Origin of the sequence: Lysinibacillus sp. NPDC056185 (genome assembly GCF_047737915.1) — a bacterium.
GTDB lineage: Bacteria > Bacillota > Bacilli > Bacillales_A > Planococcaceae > Lysinibacillus.
The window spans coordinates 88928-109507 of the sequence record NZ_JBLLLQ010000011.1 but is presented as its reverse complement, the minus strand read 5'-3'; the positions used below and the strand labels follow the sequence as shown (position 1 = coordinate 109507).

Genomic DNA, 20580 nt, shown 5'->3' with positions numbered 1-20580 from the left:
CTACATCAATTAAATTAAAATATTAATGGCATTCCATCATTTTCTTTGTATTTATTAGCGAGTATTGCAATGTTGCAACTTATTGTGCATGAATGAAATTTCGATGCAAAAATACATCATTAATCCTCATATGAAATTTGTTTCGTTAATTGGAATTTTTGTATTTTACGTACTAATGTTGACTGATCACAGCCAAGTGATTTAGCAGCTTGCCTAATACTTGGATATTTAGATAGAGCTTCTTTAATAATCTGCTTTTCAAACGCAGCTACTTGCTCCTTTAAAGTACCACTAAACCTCGGAGTTACAACCTGTTCCTGGATGCTTTGTAGTTCTATTGGATTTTCTAGATCACGTGTAATAGTTGGGTTACTATCTAACTCTTGTTGCACAATTAATGCTGTTATTTCTGGCTGCGTTGCTAGTAAGCAAATACGCTCCACCATATTTTTAAGTTGACGTACATTGCCTGGCCAATCATAAGATTCTAAAATTTTCATTGCAGATGACTCAATTGTCCGATGGATCCCATATTTTTCTTCAACAATAGCCAAAAAATGGTTGACTAGTGGGATGATATCTTGGCGACGATGTCTTAACGGAGGAATTTCAATCGGGATAATATTTAAACGATAATATAAATCCTCTCGAAAATTACCTTGCCACACCATCTCTGCTAAATTTCGGTTTGTCGCAGCGATTATACGTACATCAATAGGAATAGGCTTTCCACTACCTAGACGCTGAACCTCTGATTCTTGGAGTACACGTAATAATTTCGCCTGTAGTAATACGGACATCTCTCCAATCTCATCTAAAAACACTGTACCACCTGACGCAATCTCAAATAACCCTGCCTTACCACCTCTTGACGCTCCCGTAAAGGCTCCTGCTTCATAGCCGAAAAGTTCAGATTCTAACAAATTCTCAGGGATTGCACTACAGTTAATCGTTAAAATTTGCTGATCATGACGGCGGCTATTTGCGTGAATAAGCTTTGTTATCTCTTCTTTACCTACGCCCGATTCACCACCAATTAATACAGTAGAATCTACCTCTGCAACTCTCATAACACGCTCTACAACCTGCATCATTGCTGAAGATACAGCAATTAAACTACTTTTTGTGTTTTCTTTATTATGTAAGGCATGTAGCTTATTTTTAAAATTCTCGTTTTGAACTTCTAATTTTTTTACTTCTTTCTCTAACAGTTTTAATTGTGTCATATCACGAGTAATAGCAACTACATATTGTAATTCGCCGTATTCATCAAATATCGGTTTACCTGAAACTAAAAAGCATTTGCCATTAATGAACGTCTGCAAAATAGTTACTTTTTCTTTTGATTCAATTACTTTCATCGAAATGGAATCACTCATTAATCCTTCGGCGATGACATCTTTTGCATATCTCCCCATTAAATCAATGCCAACAATTTCGATATCAATATCATTTTGAAATAAAATTTTGCCATCGCTATCACATACTGTAACGCCATCGGATATGGAGTTTAACACTTTAATTGACAACGGGTTCATAAAGTCTATATAGCTATACTGCATGAATGGTTTGACATGAAACAAGCTACCTTGCGAAGTCTCTATTACGTGAATAAAATAGCCTTCTACATCAAAGGTTTCTATTCCTTTACTATATTTCTTCATTATTTTTTCAAGAAGCTCTATTTGGATATCACTTTTAATCATTACCTCATCATTTTTTACAATAAAAAAATGTTCCTCTTTATGTAGTTGAGTTATCGACATCTAGATCACTCCCTTTTGAACTTTAAAGGCTTTTTCATACAAAAAAATTCGCTCGTTCTACGGGGCATCTGGAAGCCTAAAAGGGTTAAAGTATCCTTTAAGTTCTTTCATGGCTTGATATCTCGCAGGAATATCGCGAATTTTTTGTATTTTTATAATATTCTACTCTGATGCTAGCTTTTCCTCTATTTGCTCCGCTGGTCTTGTCGACAGCTTTCGCATAATCATGAACAACACAACTGAGCCAATTAATACAAATGTACTCAAATAGAATTGTGAACGTAAGGATTCGATGAGAGCTTGGCATAAATAAACGACTGTTAAAATACCAATTGTCACATACGATAAATATGGAAATAGCCACATTCTAATCGATAATGGCTCATCTGAAACTTTGTCGTAATAACGGCGGAAACGAATTTGTGAAATAGCAATAAAAATATAAACAGCAATCATTAATCCCCCAACGCAATTACCTAAAAAGTAGAAAATGACTTCAGGTGAAATGAAGTAAAGCATCGCACAAATATACGCTACTACTGTACTACCAATAACAGCTGGTACAGGCACACCTCGACGATTTTTTATTTGCGAGAATATTTTTGGTGCATCGCCTTGACGCGACATTTCAAGTAACATTCGTGAACTTGTATAAAGAGCAGAATTTAAAACTGAGATTAGTGAAATAAAAATGACGATTTGAATAAGTTGAGCAGCAATTGGAAGCCCTGCCATCGTTAAAATATTTGCATAAGGCGCGGACAATATTTTTGAATCATTCCAAGGGATGATTAAAACCATAATAGCTACTGAGCCTACAAAAAATAACCCTAATCGAAAGACAACGTTGCGAATGGCGCGGACAATATTTTTCGCTGGATTTTCAGACTCTGCTGCCGCAATGGCTGCAACCTCAGCACCACAAATCGAAAATATAACAAAGACAATTGCCGTAAAAATTGGGACAATACCATTCGGAGCAAATCCACCGAATTCCGTTAAAATCCCTAACCCCTTAGGTTCATAATTTGGCCAAATTCCTAAAATCATAGCTATACCAACAACTAAAAATACAATAATTGCCGTAACTTTAACGAAGGACAACCAATATTCAAATTCACCAAATGATTTTACTGAATAAATATTAACAATTGTCATCAATAATGTTATACCTACGCTTCCGAGCCATGTTGGTATCATCGGGAACCAATTATGCAGCATTCCCCCTATGAGTGCCGCTTCTAACCCCACAATAAATACCCAGCTTGCCCAATAAAGCCACCCTACTGTAAACCCTGCCCATGGGCCAATATATTTCCCAGCATAGGAAGCAAATGAGCCTAGCTCTGCCGAACCTCCTGATTTCTTTCCTAATACTATTTCTCCTGATGCCATTTCCCCAACCATTTGCATGATCAGAACTATGAGCATGCATGCAATTGCATATGAAATCACTGCCGCAGGACCGGTACTTAAAATATTTTTCCCTGTCCCTACGAAGAGTCCTGTACCAATAACCCCTCCAATGGAGATCATTGTAATATGCCGTGTTTTCAATGATTTTTGCAAAGCCCCCATTAAACCACCCCTTTGTGTTATGTAGACATTTACTAGCCCCTTTCTTCTATTTCAATGTCTATCGTTTAATGAGCAATTATGATGCCAAACCTATTCAATTATTAAAAATTTCAAAAAATTATCAATCTGCACCTCTATTGTTGTTATTTAAAAACTGTCTTATCACCCAAAATTGTTTATAACATTTTATAAAACATAGTAATTTTTGTTAATTGGAGTGGAGGCTGGGCGACTCCTTGGGGATTAGCGATAGAGGAAGGAAGGCTAAAAGCATCACATCCTGTGATAACGCCTTCGCGACCAACATCGGTGCTGCTGACGCTTCGTTAGCACTACGCTTTCGCGCAAAAGACATCTGTTGGCCCGAGACCCTGCAGCGAAGCGGCTCATCGGACGCCCCCAGGAAGCTCTGCTCTGTGCGAAAGCGTAGCGACAGCAACAACAAAGCGCCCAGCCGGAACGGAAATCAACTTCACGTTAGGTGAGGAGCCTTTACAAAAATCTATGAATCTTTTCATATGCGTTTTTCAAATTTTGATGCAAAAATACATCATTAAAGTTTATTTACATCATCTATCCATATACACGATTAAATGAACTCATAATATTCATCTCTTCCCTGTACTTCGCTACTGTCCGTCTGGATATTTGGATACCTTCAGCACATAAAGTATTTGTAAGCTGCTGATCAGTTAATGGCTTTTGTTTATCTTCTGTCTCAATCAATTGTTTGAGCCGCTTTTTAATATACATAATAGAATCCATTTTTCCAGAAATATTCATTACTCCTTTTGTAAATAACGATTGTAAAGCATATACGCCATGGGAAGTTTTTATATATTTTCCACGCACTGCCCGACTAATCGTTGATACATGTAGACTTAAAATGTCCGCTATATCTTTTAATCGCATAGGCTTTAATGCCTCAATGCCTTTATGGAAAAAATCTTCTTGCAATTCCACTAGCAATCTAGCTAATTCGTACAGTGTTTTATCACGTTGTTCGATTCCTTGTAATAATAAAAGAGCATCTTTCATTGTGTCTTTAAAATAGGTTTTACAGTTCGGATCATTCTTTAGCATTTCAACATAATGTTTATCGATAGTGACGCTTGGTAAATATCCACGATTTAATTTAATCAGCCATTCCTCTCCTAATTTTTCTACTTCGACTTCTGGAATGACATATGGAATCGCTTCCAATTTATCTCCTGTCATCACTGGTTTTAAATTTTTTATATAGTTGACAGTTTTCTTCACGTCATGTAGAGACGTCTTATACTTTTTACTTAATTGTTTAATAGCTTGTGCTGCCACTAGCTCTAAATCCGCTTCGATAAACCGAGAAGCTAATTTCGGTGCAAGCGCATCACTGTCTACCTGAATGAGTAAAAATTCCTTGTAATTACGCGCCCCTACTCCTACTGGCTCAAAAGTTTGAAGTAAGTCCAATAGTGCCTCTACATGCAAAACATTTGTATTACATCTATCAGCGACAATTTCTACATCAACATCTAAAAATAGACGTTCATCTAACGATTGAATTAAAAACGTTAAGATTTTTAAATCTACAGAAGAAAGATTTTTATGCATAGGTACTTGTTCCAATAAAAACTGCTCATAGCTTTCTTTTACTGCAAACTTCATCTCAATGGGATTAAATGAATGATGTTGTGGTGCATAATATTGCGCAGAATAACTCTTATCGGAATAACTTGCTAATTGCATAATTTCCTCATATTGCATTTTCACCGTCGAATCAGTGACAACTAACAGTGGATTTTCGTTAGCCTTATCATAAATATACTGTTCTAGTTCATTTGTTGAATATTGCAGAATTTCTAAATGCTGTACTAATTGTGGTGATAACACTTGCATTATTTTTTGGGAAGTTTTGATAGCTATTTGCATATCCCACACCTCCATTACGTAATTTTCTACATAGTAACATGTTTATTCTCCCTTTTTCCATTTTTCCATCGAATATTATTTTTTAATTATAGTGTAGTCGACATCTTTTTGGGCGAGCAGCTCATCGGACGCCCCTCAGGCGGAACGGAAATCAACCTCAAGTTTTGGTGATAAGCAACGAACCTTCCTCACTATTCTCGTAAAATTTTCAAATAATTCCAAAAAGTAGTTGACTACAGTTATAAGTCATCATAAAATACACATATACAATAACAGTTACCACATTACGGTAAAATTTAAGGAGTGATCAAATGTTTCATGTACCAACTGTGCAATTTACACAAGAGCAAGAGCAATTCCGCTTAGATGTTCGAACGTTTCTACAGGATGAATTAGCAAAAGGAACTTTCACGCCTAAATGTGACTCTTGGCTAAGTGGAGATGATCCTGAATTCTCTAAATTAATTGGTCAAAAAGGTTGGATTGGCTTAACTTGGCCTAAAAAATATGGCGGTCAAGAGAGGAGTACTATTGATCGATACATTTTAACGGAAGAATTTTTAGCTGTTGGTGCTCCGGTTGCTGCACATTGGTTTGCTGATCGCCAAACAGGACCACTTCTTTTACGGTATGGAACAGAAGAGCAGCGAGAATATTTCTTACCGAAAATCGTGAAAGGCGAATGCTACTTCGGCATAGGTTTAAGTGAACCAAATAGTGGCTCTGACCTCGCTTCGGTTAGCACACGTGCTGAAAAAGTAGAGGGCGGATGGATTGTCAACGGTCAAAAAATATGGACGAGTAATGCACACCTTTGCCACTATATGGTGACTTTAGTACGGACTAGTCCTTTTGATGGAAAAAGTAAACATGCAGGGCTCAGTCAGTTGATTGTTGATTTACATGCGGAAGGGGTAACGGTTGTTCCGATCAAGTTTCTAACTGGTGAGCATCATTACAACGAAGTATTCTTTGACAATGTTTTTGTACCTGACAATATGGTTGTTGGAGAGATCGGTAATGGCTGGGCTCAAGGATTAGCAGAGCTTGCCTTTGAGCGCAGTGGTCCAGAGCGAATATTGAGTACTTTCCCATTAATCGATGAACTAATTCAAGAGTTAAAGCGCCAAAACAATTTAGAAGGGTTACAGCAAGCGTCTAAAATAATAGCTCGTCTTTGGGGTCTACGTAATTTGTCAATTGGAGTAGCCCAGCTTTTAGAATCCGGTAATGGTGAAGACGTATCTATTCCTGCAGCACTTGTGAAAGCACTCGGTACGAAATTTGAGCAAAGTATTCCTGAAATAACACGCTTAATCGTACAGACTTATCCTACTCTTGACGCGCATCGTAAAATTGATCGCTTTATGGCTGAATCCATTTTACATGCACCAGGTTTCACTATCCGAGGAGGAACTTCAGAAGTACTGTATGGCGTTGTAGCGAAAGGGGTTGTAGCACAATGAGCGAAATGAAAGATATGATTCTTGATGTTGTAGAGCGCATGTTAAAAGAAAAAGTCGATAAAGAGTTAGTCGATACAGTGGAACAAGGTCATTGGGCACCAGAACTATGGGATCTGTTTAAAGAAAACGGGATGACAGCTGTAGCCATTTCAGAAGAAAATGGCGGTGCAGGTGGCGACATAGAGGATTTATTGAATATTGTTCGTTTAACTGGAAAATACGCGGCACCGATTCCATTTGCCGAAACCACATTCGCAAATTATTTATTAGAGTTTACTAGTTTACAAGTAATTGAAGACCTGGCGACGTATATGCTCTGCCCTAACCAAGCCTTTACGTTAGAGAATGGCAAATTAACCGGAGAGGCGATCCAAATCCCTTGGGCACGTCATACAAAACATCTAGTGACACTTGCCTATAGCACGGAGGGTACTCATCTTGTAGAAATCGATTTAAGCAAAGCTGAAATTAAGCTAGGGTCGAATTTAGCAGGCGAACCGCGTGATACCGTGAAATGCCATCATACTAAGGTTTCACAAGTATCTGCTGTGTTATCTCCTGACAAGATACACGCTATAACAACACTCAATACTGCTTTTCAATTAGCACTGATGACTGGTGCCGTCGATAAAATAAATGATTTAACTGTTCAATATACGAAAGAACGTGAGCAATTCGGTCGACCGATTCATCGCTTCCAGCTCGTACAACAGCATATTGTACAGTTAGCAGGTGAAACAGCGATCGCCTTAGCAGCATTTAATAATGTTACAGAAGCCCTTCAGATGAACAGTCAAAATAGTGAGGTTGCTTACGCCAGCATTCGTTTCGAAGAAATTATTCAAGCAGTGACAACAATTGCACATCAAGTACACGCTGCAATTGGTACGACACACGAGCATAGTTTGCACCAATTTACACGCAGACTTTGGTCATGGCGCGATGAAGGAGCCAGCACCTCTTATTGGACTAATTTGGTCGCAACACAACTGCTAGAAAATAGTGGAGATAGTCTATGGGAATATTTAACTTCAAGTAGCGCAAGCTCTCCACTTCTCAAAGTGGAAGGATAAGTAATTAATTTGTGACAAACTACTAATGACATGATAAGGAGTGTTATCAATGACTGATTTACTTTTTGAAGTGCAAGACCATGTAGCCACAATTACATTAAATAGACCTGAAGCGTACAATGCTTTTAGTGAAGAGATGATCGCTAAATGGATTGAAGCCCTTGAAACTGTTCGTGATTCAGAGGACATTCGTGTTGTAATCGTAAAAGGTAATGGAAAATCATTTTGCGCTGGCGGGGATATTAAGGCGATGCAAGCTGGTGAAGGATTTTTCCAAAGTGAGGACGATATCTCTTCTACAGGATTAGCACGAAAAAATTCTCTGTGGAAAAAGATTCAACGTATCCCCCTTCTCCTTGAAGAAATTGATAAGCCCGTTATTGCTCAGGTACATGGGTTTGCAATGGGCGCAGGGCTTGATATGGCCTTAATGTGCGATATACGGATTGCTGCAAAATCCACAAAAATTTCAGAAAGCTACATTAACGTGGCGATCGTTCCGGGCGACGGTGGTGCTTATTATTTACCGAAATTAATCGGCGTCGATCAAGCATTGGACATGTTCTGGACGGCTCGTGTATTAACTGCTGATGAAGCAAAAGACAAAGGTGTTGTGACATTTGTTGTAGAAGACCATGAGCTTGAAGAATACACATTGAATTATGCAAAAGAATTAGCAAGTCGTCCAACTACCACATTGCAATTCATAAAGCGTGCTGTTTATCAAAGTCAACGAATGGATTTACGTAGTGCCCTTGATTACATTTCATCACAAATGGCTATTGTAACAGAGCTAGATGATTTCAAAGAGGGTGTAAACGCAGTTGTAGAAAAACGTAAGCCCGTTTATAAATGACGTATTTAGGAGGAAGAACAATGCAACCTCTTGAAAATATTCGAGTATTAGATTTATCTCGTGTTTATGCTGCTCCTGCTGGCTCCATGATGTTGGCAGATTTAGGAGCAGAAATAATTCGCATAGAACATCCAGATGGCTCTGATAGTATGCGTGATTGGGGGCCATTTGTGAATGGTCAAAGTACGTATTATTTATGTGCCAATCGCAATAAAAAATCAATCACATTAGATTTAAAGAAAATTGAGGACAGAGAAAAATTTAAAGAACTTGTCAAAGATGCTGATGTCGTCCTCGAAAATTTTAAAACGGGTGACATGGAGCGAATGGGGCTCAGCTATGAGGAATTAAGCAAAGTGAATCCTAGAATCATTTATTGTGCAGTTACAGGATTCGGTCAAACTGGTCCTCTTTCACACGAACCAGGCTTCGATCCAGTAATTCAAGCGATGAGTGGTTTAATGCATGTCACTGGCTCACCTGAAGGGGAAGCGACAAAAGTTGGTGTTCCTATTGCAGATATTTTAACCTCTAACTATGTCGTCATTAGTATTTTAGCCGCTTTACGAATGCGTGATCAAACAAATACAGGGCAATTTATTGACTTAGCTTTATTAGACGTTCAAATGAGTAGCTTAGCGAATGTAGCGAGTGCTTATTTAAATACAGGCTTTATCTCAGAACGTCTCGGTAATCGTCATAATAATGTTGCGCCGTATCAAGTATTTAACTGTGCGGATGGGCCCCTAATGATTTGCGTTGGGACAGATGGACAATTTAAAAAGTTTTGCACGATGTTGCAACGTGAGGAATGGGCCAATGATCCGCGCTTTTTAACGAATACATTGCGCAAGCAACATGAAGCGGAGCTAGTTCGGATGATTACTGACCTTACCATGACAAAAACACGGGATGAATGGATTACCTTATTACAACAATACAAAATTCCCGGCGGACGTGTGAACACAATTGCAGAAGCACTAGAACAACCGCAATTTATGGCACGCGACATGATTGGTGAAATAGAGCACGAACAATATGGTACAATCAGATTCATCAAAAGCCCGTTAAAGTTCTCTGATTTAGATATTCAATATAAATTAGCACCACCTGTACTTGGAGAACATACAAACCAATTCCAAAAGTCCTCTCTACAAAAATAAAATTGCGCTATAATAGAGGTACTTTAATGGTTCATCACTGATAGTTTGGCATGACATTTTATTAAAAAGTCTGTCATGTGGATAAGTTGATTGGAGTGGAGACTGGGCGACTCCTTGGGGATTAGCGATATAGAGGAACAAAGGCTAAAAGCATCACGTCCTGTGATAACGCCTTTGTGACCAACATCCTGCTGCTGACGCTTCGTTAGCACTACGCTTTCGCGCAAAAAACATCTGTTGCCCCGAGACCCTGGAGCGAGCAACGCGAGTGAAGCGGCTCATCGGACGCGCCCAGGAAGCTCTGCTCTGCGCGAAAGCGAAGCGGCAACTACAAATGTTTTCTGTAGCGAAAGCGAAGCGGCAGCTACAAAGCGCCCAGTCGGAACGGAAATCAACCCCACGTTATGGTGATTAGCCAGTTTATCTTCATTTTATAAATGCTTTTATTGGCAAAAGCATAACGGCATATATATCTGAAGATAAATCCTCCGGCAGATGTCGAAGAAAATTTTATTACTGTAGGTGACGGGATGAATCAGGAGATTTTCGAAAAAAACTATACAATGTCATCGCTGCACAAAGCTATTAAAGTGTTAAAAGCTTTTTCAAAAGATGAACCTAGCCTTTCCCTAACTGAGTTAAGTAAAAAAACAGGGATCAGCATTTCCAGTTTACAGCGCTTCGTTTCTACCTTTGTATACGAAGGCTTTCTTCACAAAGACGAGCAAACTAAGCGCTATCAATTAGGTCATTCACTTCTGTATTTAGGCAATTTAGTAAAAGAAGAATCAAGTCTTATTATTGTCGCAGAGCCTATTTTAAAAAAGCTAAACGAAGAAATCGGCGAAAGTGTTTCCATGAATATTATTGATGGATTGGAAAGACGATGTATTTTAAACTACGATTCAACATATCCGCTTTCAACGAAAATGTTTGTAGGTGACACCTCTCCCCTTTATGCAGGTGCATCATCTAAAATATTGCTCGCATTTATGCCGAATGTTGAAGAATATGTGGAGAATATAAGTCTTGAAGCTATCACTGATAGAACGATACTTTCAAAAGAGCAGCTGTTAAAGGAATTAAAGCATACCCGTTTACAACGGTTTGCAAAAAGTAATAGCGAACGTGTGCGTGGCGCATGCTCTATATCTGCACCGATTTTAAATGCTTCTCAACAAATCATCGCTTCAGTGACACTGGTCATACCAGAAGTACGCTACAGTGACTACGATGAAAATTTATTAATTGAAACTATTCAAAGCGTTGCATTAGAAATCGAAAAGCAATTGTATTGATTTAAACAAAGAATAAACCCGAATAGAATCACTTTTTAAGTGCTTGCTATTCGGGTTTATTGCTTTAATTATTTACTAATCTCAAGAAATCATCCCAATGATTTAAGCGTGGCAGTTCAACATGCTTGTTATAGGATTGATTTTTTAAAATCACTTTTGTATTCACATCTTGCAGTGTTTCTAATACAGCTGGTTTATCATCTACATAAACATCTAAAGCTAGTTCTTTGATGATTGCCACTTTCTCTGTATCCTGCATTCCGCAGAAAAAGTGACCTTCTGTGATTGGAAATCCTTGTGCTTTCATCCATGCTTGTGTTTGCTCACAATACTGTTTAGGACGTGAAGTAATATAATAAATGTCATGTCCCTGCTGTGCCAAGGCTTGAAGCGTCTCTAGTGCTCCCTCAAAAGAAGGACAATCCGTAAAATAAATGTCCTCTAATGAACGATTCCACATCGCCGCCCCTTCAGCATCTGTTAATCCAAAAGGTTCGTGAATTTCAACTCTTTGCAAAGCTTGAAATACTTCTAGCGCAACATTTTTACCAAGTTTTTTATTATAGAGCGCAAAGGCGTGTGCTCGTAAATCGATGAGTGTGTCATCTATATCAAAGCCAAATTTCATGTTGTTTTTCTTCCCTTCAAGAAGCCTTGTTGATGAAGTTAGTCGCGAATGTTTGCTCTTTTTTAATTTGCATCGCTAATACTTCTTCTATGGCTTGCTCGCGCATTTGTTGAAAATCGTGTACGTTAAAATGAACAAGCGTATCTTTATTTAATAATGACGCAAGACACTCTGCGTCCTTGAGTGCACTATTGAGTCCAAATGCTCCAGTTGGTGTCATCGTGTGAACAGCATCCCCTAATAGCGCAAGCCCCTTTGTTCCCCAGCAGTCACAATGACTACTGAATACATCAAGTAAGACAAAATCTTGCCAGGATCTGATATGTTCATTTACAGTATCAGATAGTTCCGGGAATTGTTCTAAAAGCTGTTGGATAAATGGTGTAAATGCTTTTTTTCTGAGCTGAGGAAAACTTCCTTGTTCAATATTCCAGCCGATTTGAATGAACCCGCCTACTTGCGTAAATAAGGATAGCTGTTTATCACCTATTAATGCCATTTTAATCGATGGCTCCCATCCCTGAGGGGCAGGAATTTTTGCCCACAATAAATCAAAGCCATGCTTATGCTTTTGAATCTCAATGTGCGCTTGCTTACGAATAGTAGAGTAACGGCCGTCAGCTCCGATTATTAACTGACTACTAATTTCAATGGTTTCCCCATCCCTTGATGCAATGACACCCGTATATCTGCCCAAAGAATCAACTATGAGCTTCGTTACCTTCGTATTCAGGAAACAAGAAAAGTGAGGAAAATGCTGTGTTTCTTGTAAAATCCCCTTTAATAGATTGGCTTGCGGTACATGAATTCCTAAATGTCCAACAGCTTCATCAGGGAAAATAGTTTTTATTACTCTACCGTCTGCGTAATATTCAAGCTTTCCCATACGTAATAAGCCGAGCGCCTCGACTGCTTCAAAAAGCTGATGACTTTTTAAAACAGCCTCACCCTCCTCATTTAAATGTTCACCGCGAAATGCCTGCCCAAGTGCTGCGTTTTGTTCCAGTAGAATTACAGAAAGACCTTTTTTCGCTAGTAAGTGCGAAAGAAGTGCTCCACCTGGTCCAGCCCCTACGATACAAACATCTGCTTGATAATTCACTTTCCTTCACCTATCTTTGGATAAGCAATAATACGTAAATCTTGCCCAACCTGCTCAAACGAAGCAAATTCTACATCCCATGCTTCATCCATAGTAGATGGATTTTGACCAGCAAAAGGTGTTAATGATAAACGACCACCGAGAATCTTTGGCGCTATGTAAATCACATATTTGTTAATAGCACCTTGCTGTAAAAATGAAGAGTTGATCGTACTTCCACCCTCTACTAAAATATCCGTAATGCCATTTTGATAGAGTTTTTCAAGCATATCATCAATAACAAGCCCCTCAGAGTCATGTCGAACTGGCAATACAGTCACGCCTTTTTTCTCAAATGCTGTTATTTTTTCTTGGCTGGCATTCTCACTACATACAATAATTGTTTTCGCTTCTTCTACATTCAGAACATTGGCATGAGCTGGTGTACGAAGGGAACTATCCATAATAATGCGCACTGGATTTTTTCCGTAATCTTCTTTTAATCTTGTCGTTAAGGATGGATTGTCAGCTAAAACAGTACCAACACCAACTAAAATACCATCAACCTCATGACGAATACGGTGAACATCCTCACGCGCTGCCTCACCCGTTACCCACTTGGAATGTCCTGTATGGGCAGCTATTTTCCCATCTAAAGTCATCGCATATTTTGAAATAATAAATGGTCGTTTTGTTAGCATATTGTGAATAAAACGTTCATTTAAACGGCGAGCTTGAGCTTCTAAAACACCCACCTCTACCTCAATGCCTGCATCTCGTAACAGTTGAATACCACGTCCAGCAACAGCAGGATTTGGATCTTGCATAGCTACAACCACACGACTAACTGCTGATTCCTTCACTAAATTTGCACAAGGAGGTGTTTTTCCAAAATGCGAACACGGCTCAAGAGTTACATAAAGTGTCGCACCTTTAGCATGTTCTCCAGCCATACGGAATGCATGCACCTCTGCATGTGGTTCCCCTGCTTTTCTGTGTAAACCTGTTCCAACAATGACACCGTCTTTGACGATTACAGCCCCTACTAGTGGATTTGGATTCGTATTTCCTTTTGCACTAGCGGCTAAATCAAGTGCCAATTGCATATATTTTTCATCTGTTGTCATCTTCGTTCCTCCACTCACTTCTCTTCGCGCAAATGTCCAGATTTCTCTACTTTTGTGTCTAAATAAAATCGATTTGTCTCCGTTAATCCTCCCCATAATGGGACATGTCCTTCTGCTGCTAAACCATGTGCCTGTAATGCGGCAAGCTTCTTAGGATTATTGGTAATCAGTGTAACTGGTTTTGAACGAAGTGCAGCTAACACATTAATGGCATCTTCGTAAGAACGAGTATCATCTGGGAAGCCAAGAGCATGATTTGCTTCAACCGTATCTAATCCCTCTTCTTGTAATAAATAAGCAAGAGATTTCGAGAATAACCCGATCCCACGACCTTCATGATCAGCTAAGTAGAAAATGGCACCACAGCCATGCTCCACAATCATTTTCATCGATTCATGTAATTGATAACCACAGTCACAGCGCTGGCTTCCAAAAATATCACCTGTATGACAAATGCTATGCATGCGAATTAAAGCATCCTCTGCATGTGTAAAATCTCCATAAACAAGCACTGATGACTGTTGTAAAAAAGCTAAGTTTGCAGATGCTAACCCATCAATAATTTCCTCTTTTGACTGATTAGCGCCTACTTTTAACCAGTTATACCATTGAAATGTCGCTGAAAATTCACCCTGTTTTACCGGTAATTTCACTGGACCAACTAGGCAAATACTTTCAGTTTCTGAATGCTTCACGATCGTCATTTTGTCTTTCACTATATCCAAAACTTTAGTAGTAATTGTCATATTTTTCTCCAACCTTCTATTGTTAAACAGCTAGCTAAACATACTAGCTGAGCACTTGTATTTTCACATCACTTACATAACGTAACTTAGTTTATAATAATAACTAACACCTGTCAAACTATAGCTCCTATTCTATTTTAAAAATGTATTAGAAACAAAAACTGCTATATTACGTTTTTATCATATACTAATAGCTTATGGAGATGCTATTTTTTCTGTGCAGGCTAGTCTATAATAAGCTGAGGGAACTGTAATGACGAAAGGAAGTTTAGAATGCAATTAGAAAAAAATGTGCAGGTGAAACAGCCAAAATATCAGCAAATTGCTGTCGATCTAGCCTCAAAAATCGTGGAAAGAAAATATCGAATTGGCGATAAAATTTACGCAAGATCATCTCTAGCTAGTCAATACAATGTCTCTTCGGAAACTGCAAGAAGAGCGATTGCTGTTTTGCAAGACTTGGAAATTGTAGAGGCCACTAAAGGTAGTGGGGTTATAATCATCTCATATGAAAAGGCTGCACATTTTGTCCGCCAATTCCATGATGTTCAATCAGTCCATGAACTACAACATGAGCTTATGTCTAGCATTCAGAAGCAGCACCAAGAATTAATAAATCTACAGGAAAAAACCAAACAACTTATTAGTCGAACTGAACATTTCAGATCCGTCAATCCGTTCATTCCTTATCAATTAGAGATGACAGTTGAAAGCCCTTGTATCCACCAAACCGTACAGGAATTGAATTTTTGGCAAAATACATCTAGCACGATTGTCGGAATTCGTCGTAAAAATGAATTATTACTATCACCTGGTCCATATGTGTCCTTGGAAGAAGGAGATATCATTTACTTTATCGGCAATGATGAAAGTTTCGCTCGAGTTCAGAGTTTTTTATATCCAAATTAAAATCCGCATAAACGCTGATATAACAGCGTTTATGCGGATTTTTTCTATTTTGTCGATTTGACAGAAGTAACAACTTTTTGTTAGGGTTAAGTTGTTACTTGTTTATATTTGGGTATCATTATCCTCAAATAGTATATATCTTCATTCAGTGAGTGTTCAAACACCTACTGAAATAGAGGGACTCAGCCTAAAAACGCCTCGTCTAGTGGCGATTTATATGTGCGTAAGTGAAGCAACACCCATTACGCCAAGGCGAAATTGATCTACGAAAGGAGTGGTTCTATTGGAAAAAATTAAAGTGGAACATGTTTCTAAAGTTTTCGGTAAACATATTCCCCAAGCCTTAGAACTCGTCAAGCAACAAAAAAGCAAGACTGATATCTTAAAAGAAACAGGTGCAACAGTTGGTGTATACGATGCAAGTTTTACCGTAAATGAAGGTGAAATCTTCGTTATCATGGGATTATCAGGAAGTGGAAAGTCGACACTGATTCGGCTTTTAAACCGTCTCATAGAACCTACAAGTGGAAATATTTACATCGATGGAGAAAATATTTCTAAAATGGGCAAAGAGAGTTTACGTAATGTAAGAAGAAACAAAATGAGTATGGTCTTTCAAAACTTCGGTTTATTCCCCCATCGTACACTTCTTCAAAACACAGAATACGGCCTTGAAATCAGAGGCATCTCAAAAGAAGAACGGCAAGCAAAAGCAGAGCAGGCTCTCGACAATGCAGGCTTACTTGCTTATAAGGACCAATATCCTAGTCAATTATCAGGTGGTATGCAACAGCGTGTTGGATTAGCACGAGCACTTGCAAATGACCCTGAAATATTACTAATGGATGAGGCTTTTTCTGCACTCGATCCATTAATTCGAAAAGAAATGCAAGATGAGTTACTCGATTTACAAAGCACATTGAAAAAAACAATTTTATTTATCACTCACGATTTGAATGAAGCATTACGTATTGGTGATCGTATCGCCATTATGAAAGATGGCTCAATCATCCAAATTGGTACTGGAGAAGAAATTTTAACAAACCCTGCAAATGATTATGTTAAAACCTTCGTAGAAGACGTCGATCGCTCTAAAGTACTAACTGCTGAAAATGCCATGGTTCGACCTGTATCTGTCAATGTAGATGTAGATGGGCCGACCGTAGCACTTAAAAGAATGCGCGAAGAAACGGTTAGTTTACTAATGGCCGTTGACAAAAATCGACATTTAAAAGGCTATATTACTGCTGACGACGCACGGGCTGCAGCAAAAAGACAAGAACAAACGGTACATTCAATTGTTCAATCAGATATGTTGACGGTTCCACCAGATATGCTTTTACAGGATATATTAGGTTTGATTCATAATTGTCCTACTCCTATTGCAGTTGTAAAAGATGAGCGTTTGCTTGGTGTTCTTATCCGGGGCGTTGTCATCGAAGCACTTTCAACTAGCGATGAGGAGGCAGTTGCAAATGAATAATTTTTTAGACAATATTCCAGTTATACCACTGGGACCATGGGTAGAATCAGTTATGGACTGGTTGACGAGTAATTTTTCAGTGTTTTTTAACTTGATTCAAAAAAATGGAAAACTACTCATGAATCAGGTCACTGATTTATTAGTGAGCATTCCCCCGATTATTCTAATTTTACTTGTTGTCATTTTTGCCTTTTTCGTTACCGGCAAAAAATTCGGGCTCGCTACGTTTTCATTACTTGGTTTGTTATTTATTTATAATCAAGGCTTATGGACGCATCTTATGGAAACAACCACGCTCGTGCTATTTTCAAGTATCATCTCAATCATTTTAGGTATTCCTCTTGGCATTCTAATGTCTAAGTCAACTGTAGCAGAAAATGTGATTAAGCCGATACTCGATTTCATGCAAACAATGCCTGGCTTCGTGTACTTGATTCCTGCCGTTGCCTTCTTTGGTATTGGAATAGTCCCTGGTGTATTTGCATCCGTTATTTTTGCCTTACCACCAACTGTACGTATGACGAACCTTGGAATTCGCCAAGTACCAAAAGAATTAGTAGAAGCTGCTGATTCATATGGTAGTACTTCAAATCAAAAACTATTTAAAGTAGAAATCCCTCTTGCCAAATCAACTATAATGGCAGGGATTAACCAAACTGTTATGCTATCACTGTCAATGGTTGTAACTGCCTCAATGATTGGTGCGCCTGGTCTAGGTCGCGAAGTATTAACTGCACTACAACGTACACAGGTTGGAAATGGCTTTGTTGCAGGTTTAGGTCTAGTAATTTTCGCCATTGTTATAGACCGCTTAACGCAAAGTTTTAATAAGAAGAAAGCCGTTTAGATAAAGAGACAATTTTTTAGTGAAAGTCTTAGTTCTAGCTTTAGATTTACGTGTTGTAGTTGAATAAAGAAAGGAAGATTCGATGAAACTGAAAACATTAACTAAATTAGGGATGGCTTTAGGGCTTGGCTTTTTGCTAGCTGCATGTAGTGGTGACGATTCAAGTAAGAGCGATGGTAACTCAAAGGACGTCAATCTAGCCTACGTTGAATGGGATACAGAAATTGCTTCCACTAATGTAGTTGGGCAGGTGCTTGAGGATTTAGGTTACAATGTAACATTAACACCACTCGATAATGCAATTATGTGGGAGGCTGTTTCAAAAGGTGAAGCAGATGGTATGGTTGCCGCATGGTTGCCAAATACACATGCCCCACAGTACGAAAAATATAAGGCTGATCTTGATGAGCTAGGTGAAAACCTTGCTGGTGCCAAAATAGGTTTAGTAGTACCAAGCTATATGGACGTTAATTCGATTGAGGATTTAAAAAAGCAAGCAGATCGCACAATTACAGGTATTGAGCCTGGTGCTGGGATTACAGCTGCTACTGAAAAAGCTTTAGATGAATATGATAACTTAGCAGATTGGAATCTATTAACATCTTCATCTGGTGCTATGACAACTTCTCTTGCTAAAGCGATTAAAAACAAAGAAGACATCGTCGTGACTGGCTGGTCCCCTCACTGGAAATTCGCTAAATACGATCTTAAATATTTAGATGATCCAAAAGGCGTTTATGGTGGCGAAGAAACGATTAACACATTCGCTCGTAAAGGTTTAAAAGAAGATCAACCAGATGTTTATTCTGTACTAGATAACTTCCACTGGACATCAGAAGACTTAGAGAACGTTATGCTAGAAATTATGGATGGCAAAGACCCAAAACAAGCCGCTAAAGATTGGGTAGAAGCCAATGCAGACAAAGTTGCTGAATGGACAAAGGATGTTAAATAATTATTAAAAATGCGTGTCTAAAAAGCAGTTTTCAACTGCTGCTTTTAGGCACCTTTTTATATTTACCATGATATGGACACCTCATATATATATTGATTACGATAAAATACATATTGTGTTAAAATAAATTTATGGTTTATAAAAAGAAAATTATTAGTATTTCAAGTATTATAAAGCTAAATGTAGGTCCAATAAGAGAAACTATTGGTCTTATTGTTTAGAAAATCTATTGTTTGAGTTAAATGCAAACAGAAACTTAATTTAGAATTTTGTCTCACATTATATAAATTGTAAAGGATTTGAACGTAAGATGATCGAATTATTTGCTATGAATATCAATAATTCCATTTGTTTTTCAACGTACAAACAACTAATGCAATTCTTACCACAAAAAAAGCAAGACAAATTAAAAAAATTTACTAGAATAGAAGATTCGATAAGAGGTCTTTTTGCAGAAATATTAATACGAAATATTATTATACAACAAAAACTTAAAAATAATTTTCAATTTGAGTTTGCAACTAATCCTTATGGAAAACCATATTTATCTGATGTAGAAAACTTTTATTTTAATTTAAGCCATTCAGGAGATTGGGTAATATGTGCAATAAATAGTAATCACATTGGCATTGATATAGAAAAAGAAAAGTTTATTGATATTACGCTAGCAAAACAGTTCTTTACAGAAAAAGAATGTGATTACATTTTTTCATTAGAAAACTATCAATTGAATAGATTTTTTGAAATATGGACTTTAAAAGAAAGCTATATCAAAGCAATCGGAATTGGTCTATCTCTTCCTCTAAACTCTTTCTCAATTATAAAAGATAGCATTGATCAAAATTTTATAATTGAGTCACAATTCCAGGACAGAAAGTTTTATTTAAAAAATTATTTAATAGATTCAACCTATCAAATCGCAGTTTGCGCACGTAATTATGATTTTCCTTCTGATATAAAATATGTTGATCCTGAAGATTTGGTGATAGAAGCTTTAAATAATAGCTCACTTAAATATAAATAATGTAACTTTAACTACTAAAATACTTTAAATTAAACATAGTTTTTTATAAAATTCTATATACTGTCCTCACAAATCATTCTTTTAAGCCATTATTCGGATTGTAAACACTTAAACCTATTAGTAGAACACTAGTTAATTAATTATATACGGTGCCGAGTATGATGTTGCTTTTGAAAAACAAACTACTTCCCTGAATTATAAAATTTCTTTACATTCATTTTTATGTAATAAAATAAGGCGCCATTTCAGATTCTTTGAAGTTGGCGCCAATGAGTGAAATTTCGATTTTAAGATGTTGGAGTTATGTAGGCTATAACTCAAATTAATATTTCTTTATATTTTAATAAAGATTGGCCAAATGTCATTGATGCTCCATGGTCGCGATATGATGGAACTAACCAATCATTTTCATTTAATGCTAATGCACTGCCGACTTGTGATGCCTCTTGCCCCTCAAATGGTGCATACGTTCCAATCCTGCACTGCCTCTGTAAACTTACTGCTTTTCTATCGAACTCTCTAATCCTTAATAAATGATAATAAAATGTTTCTACCAATTCTTTTGTGATGAGAGATTCATAATCCTTATTTAAAAGTTTTCCTTCTTCACACACCACTCTTCTTATTGGAAAATGTTGTTCCAAATAATCCACCCCCTATTTTTTATTC

The 20580-nt window shown here is 37.7% G+C and carries 17 protein-coding genes and 1 pseudogene; 10 read left to right on the top strand and 8 right to left on the bottom strand.

Going from position 1 to position 20580, the window contains the following annotated elements; all coding sequences use genetic code 11:
* Positions 1–119 precede the first annotated feature (119 nt).
* From ACMZ42_RS13070 to rpoN, 3 genes are all read right to left on the bottom strand, one after another.
* Positions 120–1766 (bottom strand): sigma-54 interaction domain-containing protein, encoded by a 1647-nt coding sequence (locus ACMZ42_RS13070; protein ID WP_415731723.1) that lies wholly within the window; start codon positions 1764–1766, stop codon positions 120–122.
* 162 nt (positions 1767–1928) lie between these two features.
* Positions 1929–3344, bottom strand: coding sequence for an amino acid permease (locus tag ACMZ42_RS13065; protein ID WP_370076191.1), 1416 nt, complete (start codon positions 3342–3344; stop codon positions 1929–1931).
* Positions 3345–3917: 573 nt separating this feature from the next.
* Positions 3918–5255: an RNA polymerase factor sigma-54 gene (gene rpoN, locus ACMZ42_RS13060; protein ID WP_415731722.1), complete on the bottom strand. Its 1338-nt coding sequence runs from the start codon at positions 5253–5255 to the stop codon at positions 3918–3920.
* A 311-nt stretch (positions 5256–5566) separates the two neighbouring features.
* On the opposite strand from rpoN, the gene ACMZ42_RS13055 reads away from it, so the two are divergent.
* From ACMZ42_RS13055 to ACMZ42_RS13035, 5 genes are all read left to right on the top strand, one after another.
* Positions 5567–6721: an acyl-CoA dehydrogenase family protein gene (locus ACMZ42_RS13055; RefSeq protein ID WP_370076197.1), complete on the top strand. Its 1155-nt coding sequence runs from the start codon at positions 5567–5569 to the stop codon at positions 6719–6721.
* Positions 6718–7794: an acyl-CoA dehydrogenase family protein gene (locus tag ACMZ42_RS13050; protein ID WP_415731721.1), complete on the top strand. Its 1077-nt coding sequence runs from the start codon at positions 6718–6720 to the stop codon at positions 7792–7794. Before ACMZ42_RS13055 ends, ACMZ42_RS13050 begins: the two co-directional genes overlap by 4 nt.
* Before the next feature lie 49 nt (positions 7795–7843).
* Positions 7844–8650, top strand: coding sequence for an enoyl-CoA hydratase/isomerase family protein (locus ACMZ42_RS13045; protein ID WP_402871906.1), 807 nt, complete (start codon positions 7844–7846; stop codon positions 8648–8650).
* 20 nt (positions 8651–8670) lie between these two features.
* Entirely contained in the window at positions 8671–9813 is a 1143-nt protein-coding gene (locus tag ACMZ42_RS13040; RefSeq protein ID WP_415731720.1) for a CaiB/BaiF CoA transferase family protein, read from the top strand.
* Between the two features lie 530 nt (positions 9814–10343).
* Complete coding sequence (locus ACMZ42_RS13035; protein WP_415731719.1) at positions 10344–11111, top strand: IclR family transcriptional regulator; 768 nt, start codon at positions 10344–10346, stop codon at positions 11109–11111.
* A 64-nt stretch (positions 11112–11175) separates the two neighbouring features.
* On the opposite strand, the gene ACMZ42_RS13030 is transcribed toward ACMZ42_RS13035, so the two are convergent.
* From ACMZ42_RS13030 to ACMZ42_RS13015, 4 genes are read right to left on the bottom strand one after another with little or no spacing between them, the layout of a single operon-like run.
* Positions 11176–11739 carry a 5' nucleotidase, NT5C type gene (locus ACMZ42_RS13030; protein WP_415731718.1) on the bottom strand — a complete coding sequence of 188 codons (564 nt, stop codon included), beginning with the start codon at positions 11737–11739 and terminating at the stop codon, positions 11176–11178.
* Between the two features lie 16 nt (positions 11740–11755).
* Complete coding sequence (locus tag ACMZ42_RS13025) at positions 11756–12841, bottom strand: FAD-dependent monooxygenase (RefSeq protein ID WP_415731717.1); 1086 nt, start codon at positions 12839–12841, stop codon at positions 11756–11758.
* Positions 12838–13947, bottom strand: coding sequence for a bifunctional diaminohydroxyphosphoribosylaminopyrimidine deaminase/5-amino-6-(5-phosphoribosylamino)uracil reductase RibD (ribD, locus tag ACMZ42_RS13020; protein ID WP_415731716.1), 1110 nt, complete (start codon positions 13945–13947; stop codon positions 12838–12840). The genes ACMZ42_RS13025 and ribD overlap by 4 nt, the downstream gene beginning before the upstream one ends.
* 14 nt (positions 13948–13961) lie before the next feature.
* Positions 13962–14693 (bottom strand): GTP cyclohydrolase II, encoded by a 732-nt coding sequence (locus tag ACMZ42_RS13015; RefSeq protein WP_370076213.1) that lies wholly within the window; start codon positions 14691–14693, stop codon positions 13962–13964.
* A 273-nt stretch (positions 14694–14966) separates the two neighbouring features.
* Between ACMZ42_RS13015 and ACMZ42_RS13010 the strand changes: the two genes are divergently transcribed.
* The 5 genes from ACMZ42_RS13010 to ACMZ42_RS12990 all read left to right on the top strand — a co-directional run bounded on the left by ACMZ42_RS13010 (position 14967) and on the right by ACMZ42_RS12990 (position 19911).
* Positions 14967–15602 (top strand): TrkA C-terminal domain-containing protein, encoded by a 636-nt coding sequence (locus ACMZ42_RS13010; protein WP_370076215.1) that lies wholly within the window; start codon positions 14967–14969, stop codon positions 15600–15602.
* Positions 15603–15885: 283 nt separating this feature from the next.
* On the top strand, positions 15886–17085 hold the full coding sequence (locus tag ACMZ42_RS13005) for a quaternary amine ABC transporter ATP-binding protein (RefSeq protein WP_370076217.1): 1200 nt from the start codon (positions 15886–15888) through the stop codon (positions 17083–17085).
* Complete coding sequence (locus tag ACMZ42_RS13000) at positions 17078–17932, top strand: ABC transporter permease (RefSeq protein WP_402871916.1); 855 nt, start codon at positions 17078–17080, stop codon at positions 17930–17932. Before ACMZ42_RS13005 ends, ACMZ42_RS13000 begins: the two co-directional genes overlap by 8 nt.
* An 82-nt stretch (positions 17933–18014) precedes the next feature.
* Positions 18015–18887, top strand: coding sequence for a glycine betaine ABC transporter substrate-binding protein (locus ACMZ42_RS12995; RefSeq protein ID WP_370076221.1), 873 nt, complete (start codon positions 18015–18017; stop codon positions 18885–18887).
* Positions 18888–19197: 310 nt separating this feature from the next.
* Positions 19198–19911 (top strand): 4'-phosphopantetheinyl transferase family protein, encoded by a 714-nt coding sequence (locus ACMZ42_RS12990; protein WP_415731715.1) that lies wholly within the window; start codon positions 19198–19200, stop codon positions 19909–19911.
* 344 nt (positions 19912–20255) lie between these two features.
* On the opposite strand, the pseudogene ACMZ42_RS12985 reads toward ACMZ42_RS12990, so the two are convergent.
* Positions 20256–20555: pseudogene (locus ACMZ42_RS12985) on the bottom strand (thiamine pyrophosphate-dependent enzyme); the annotation flags it as partial.
* Positions 20556–20580 lie beyond the last annotated feature (25 nt).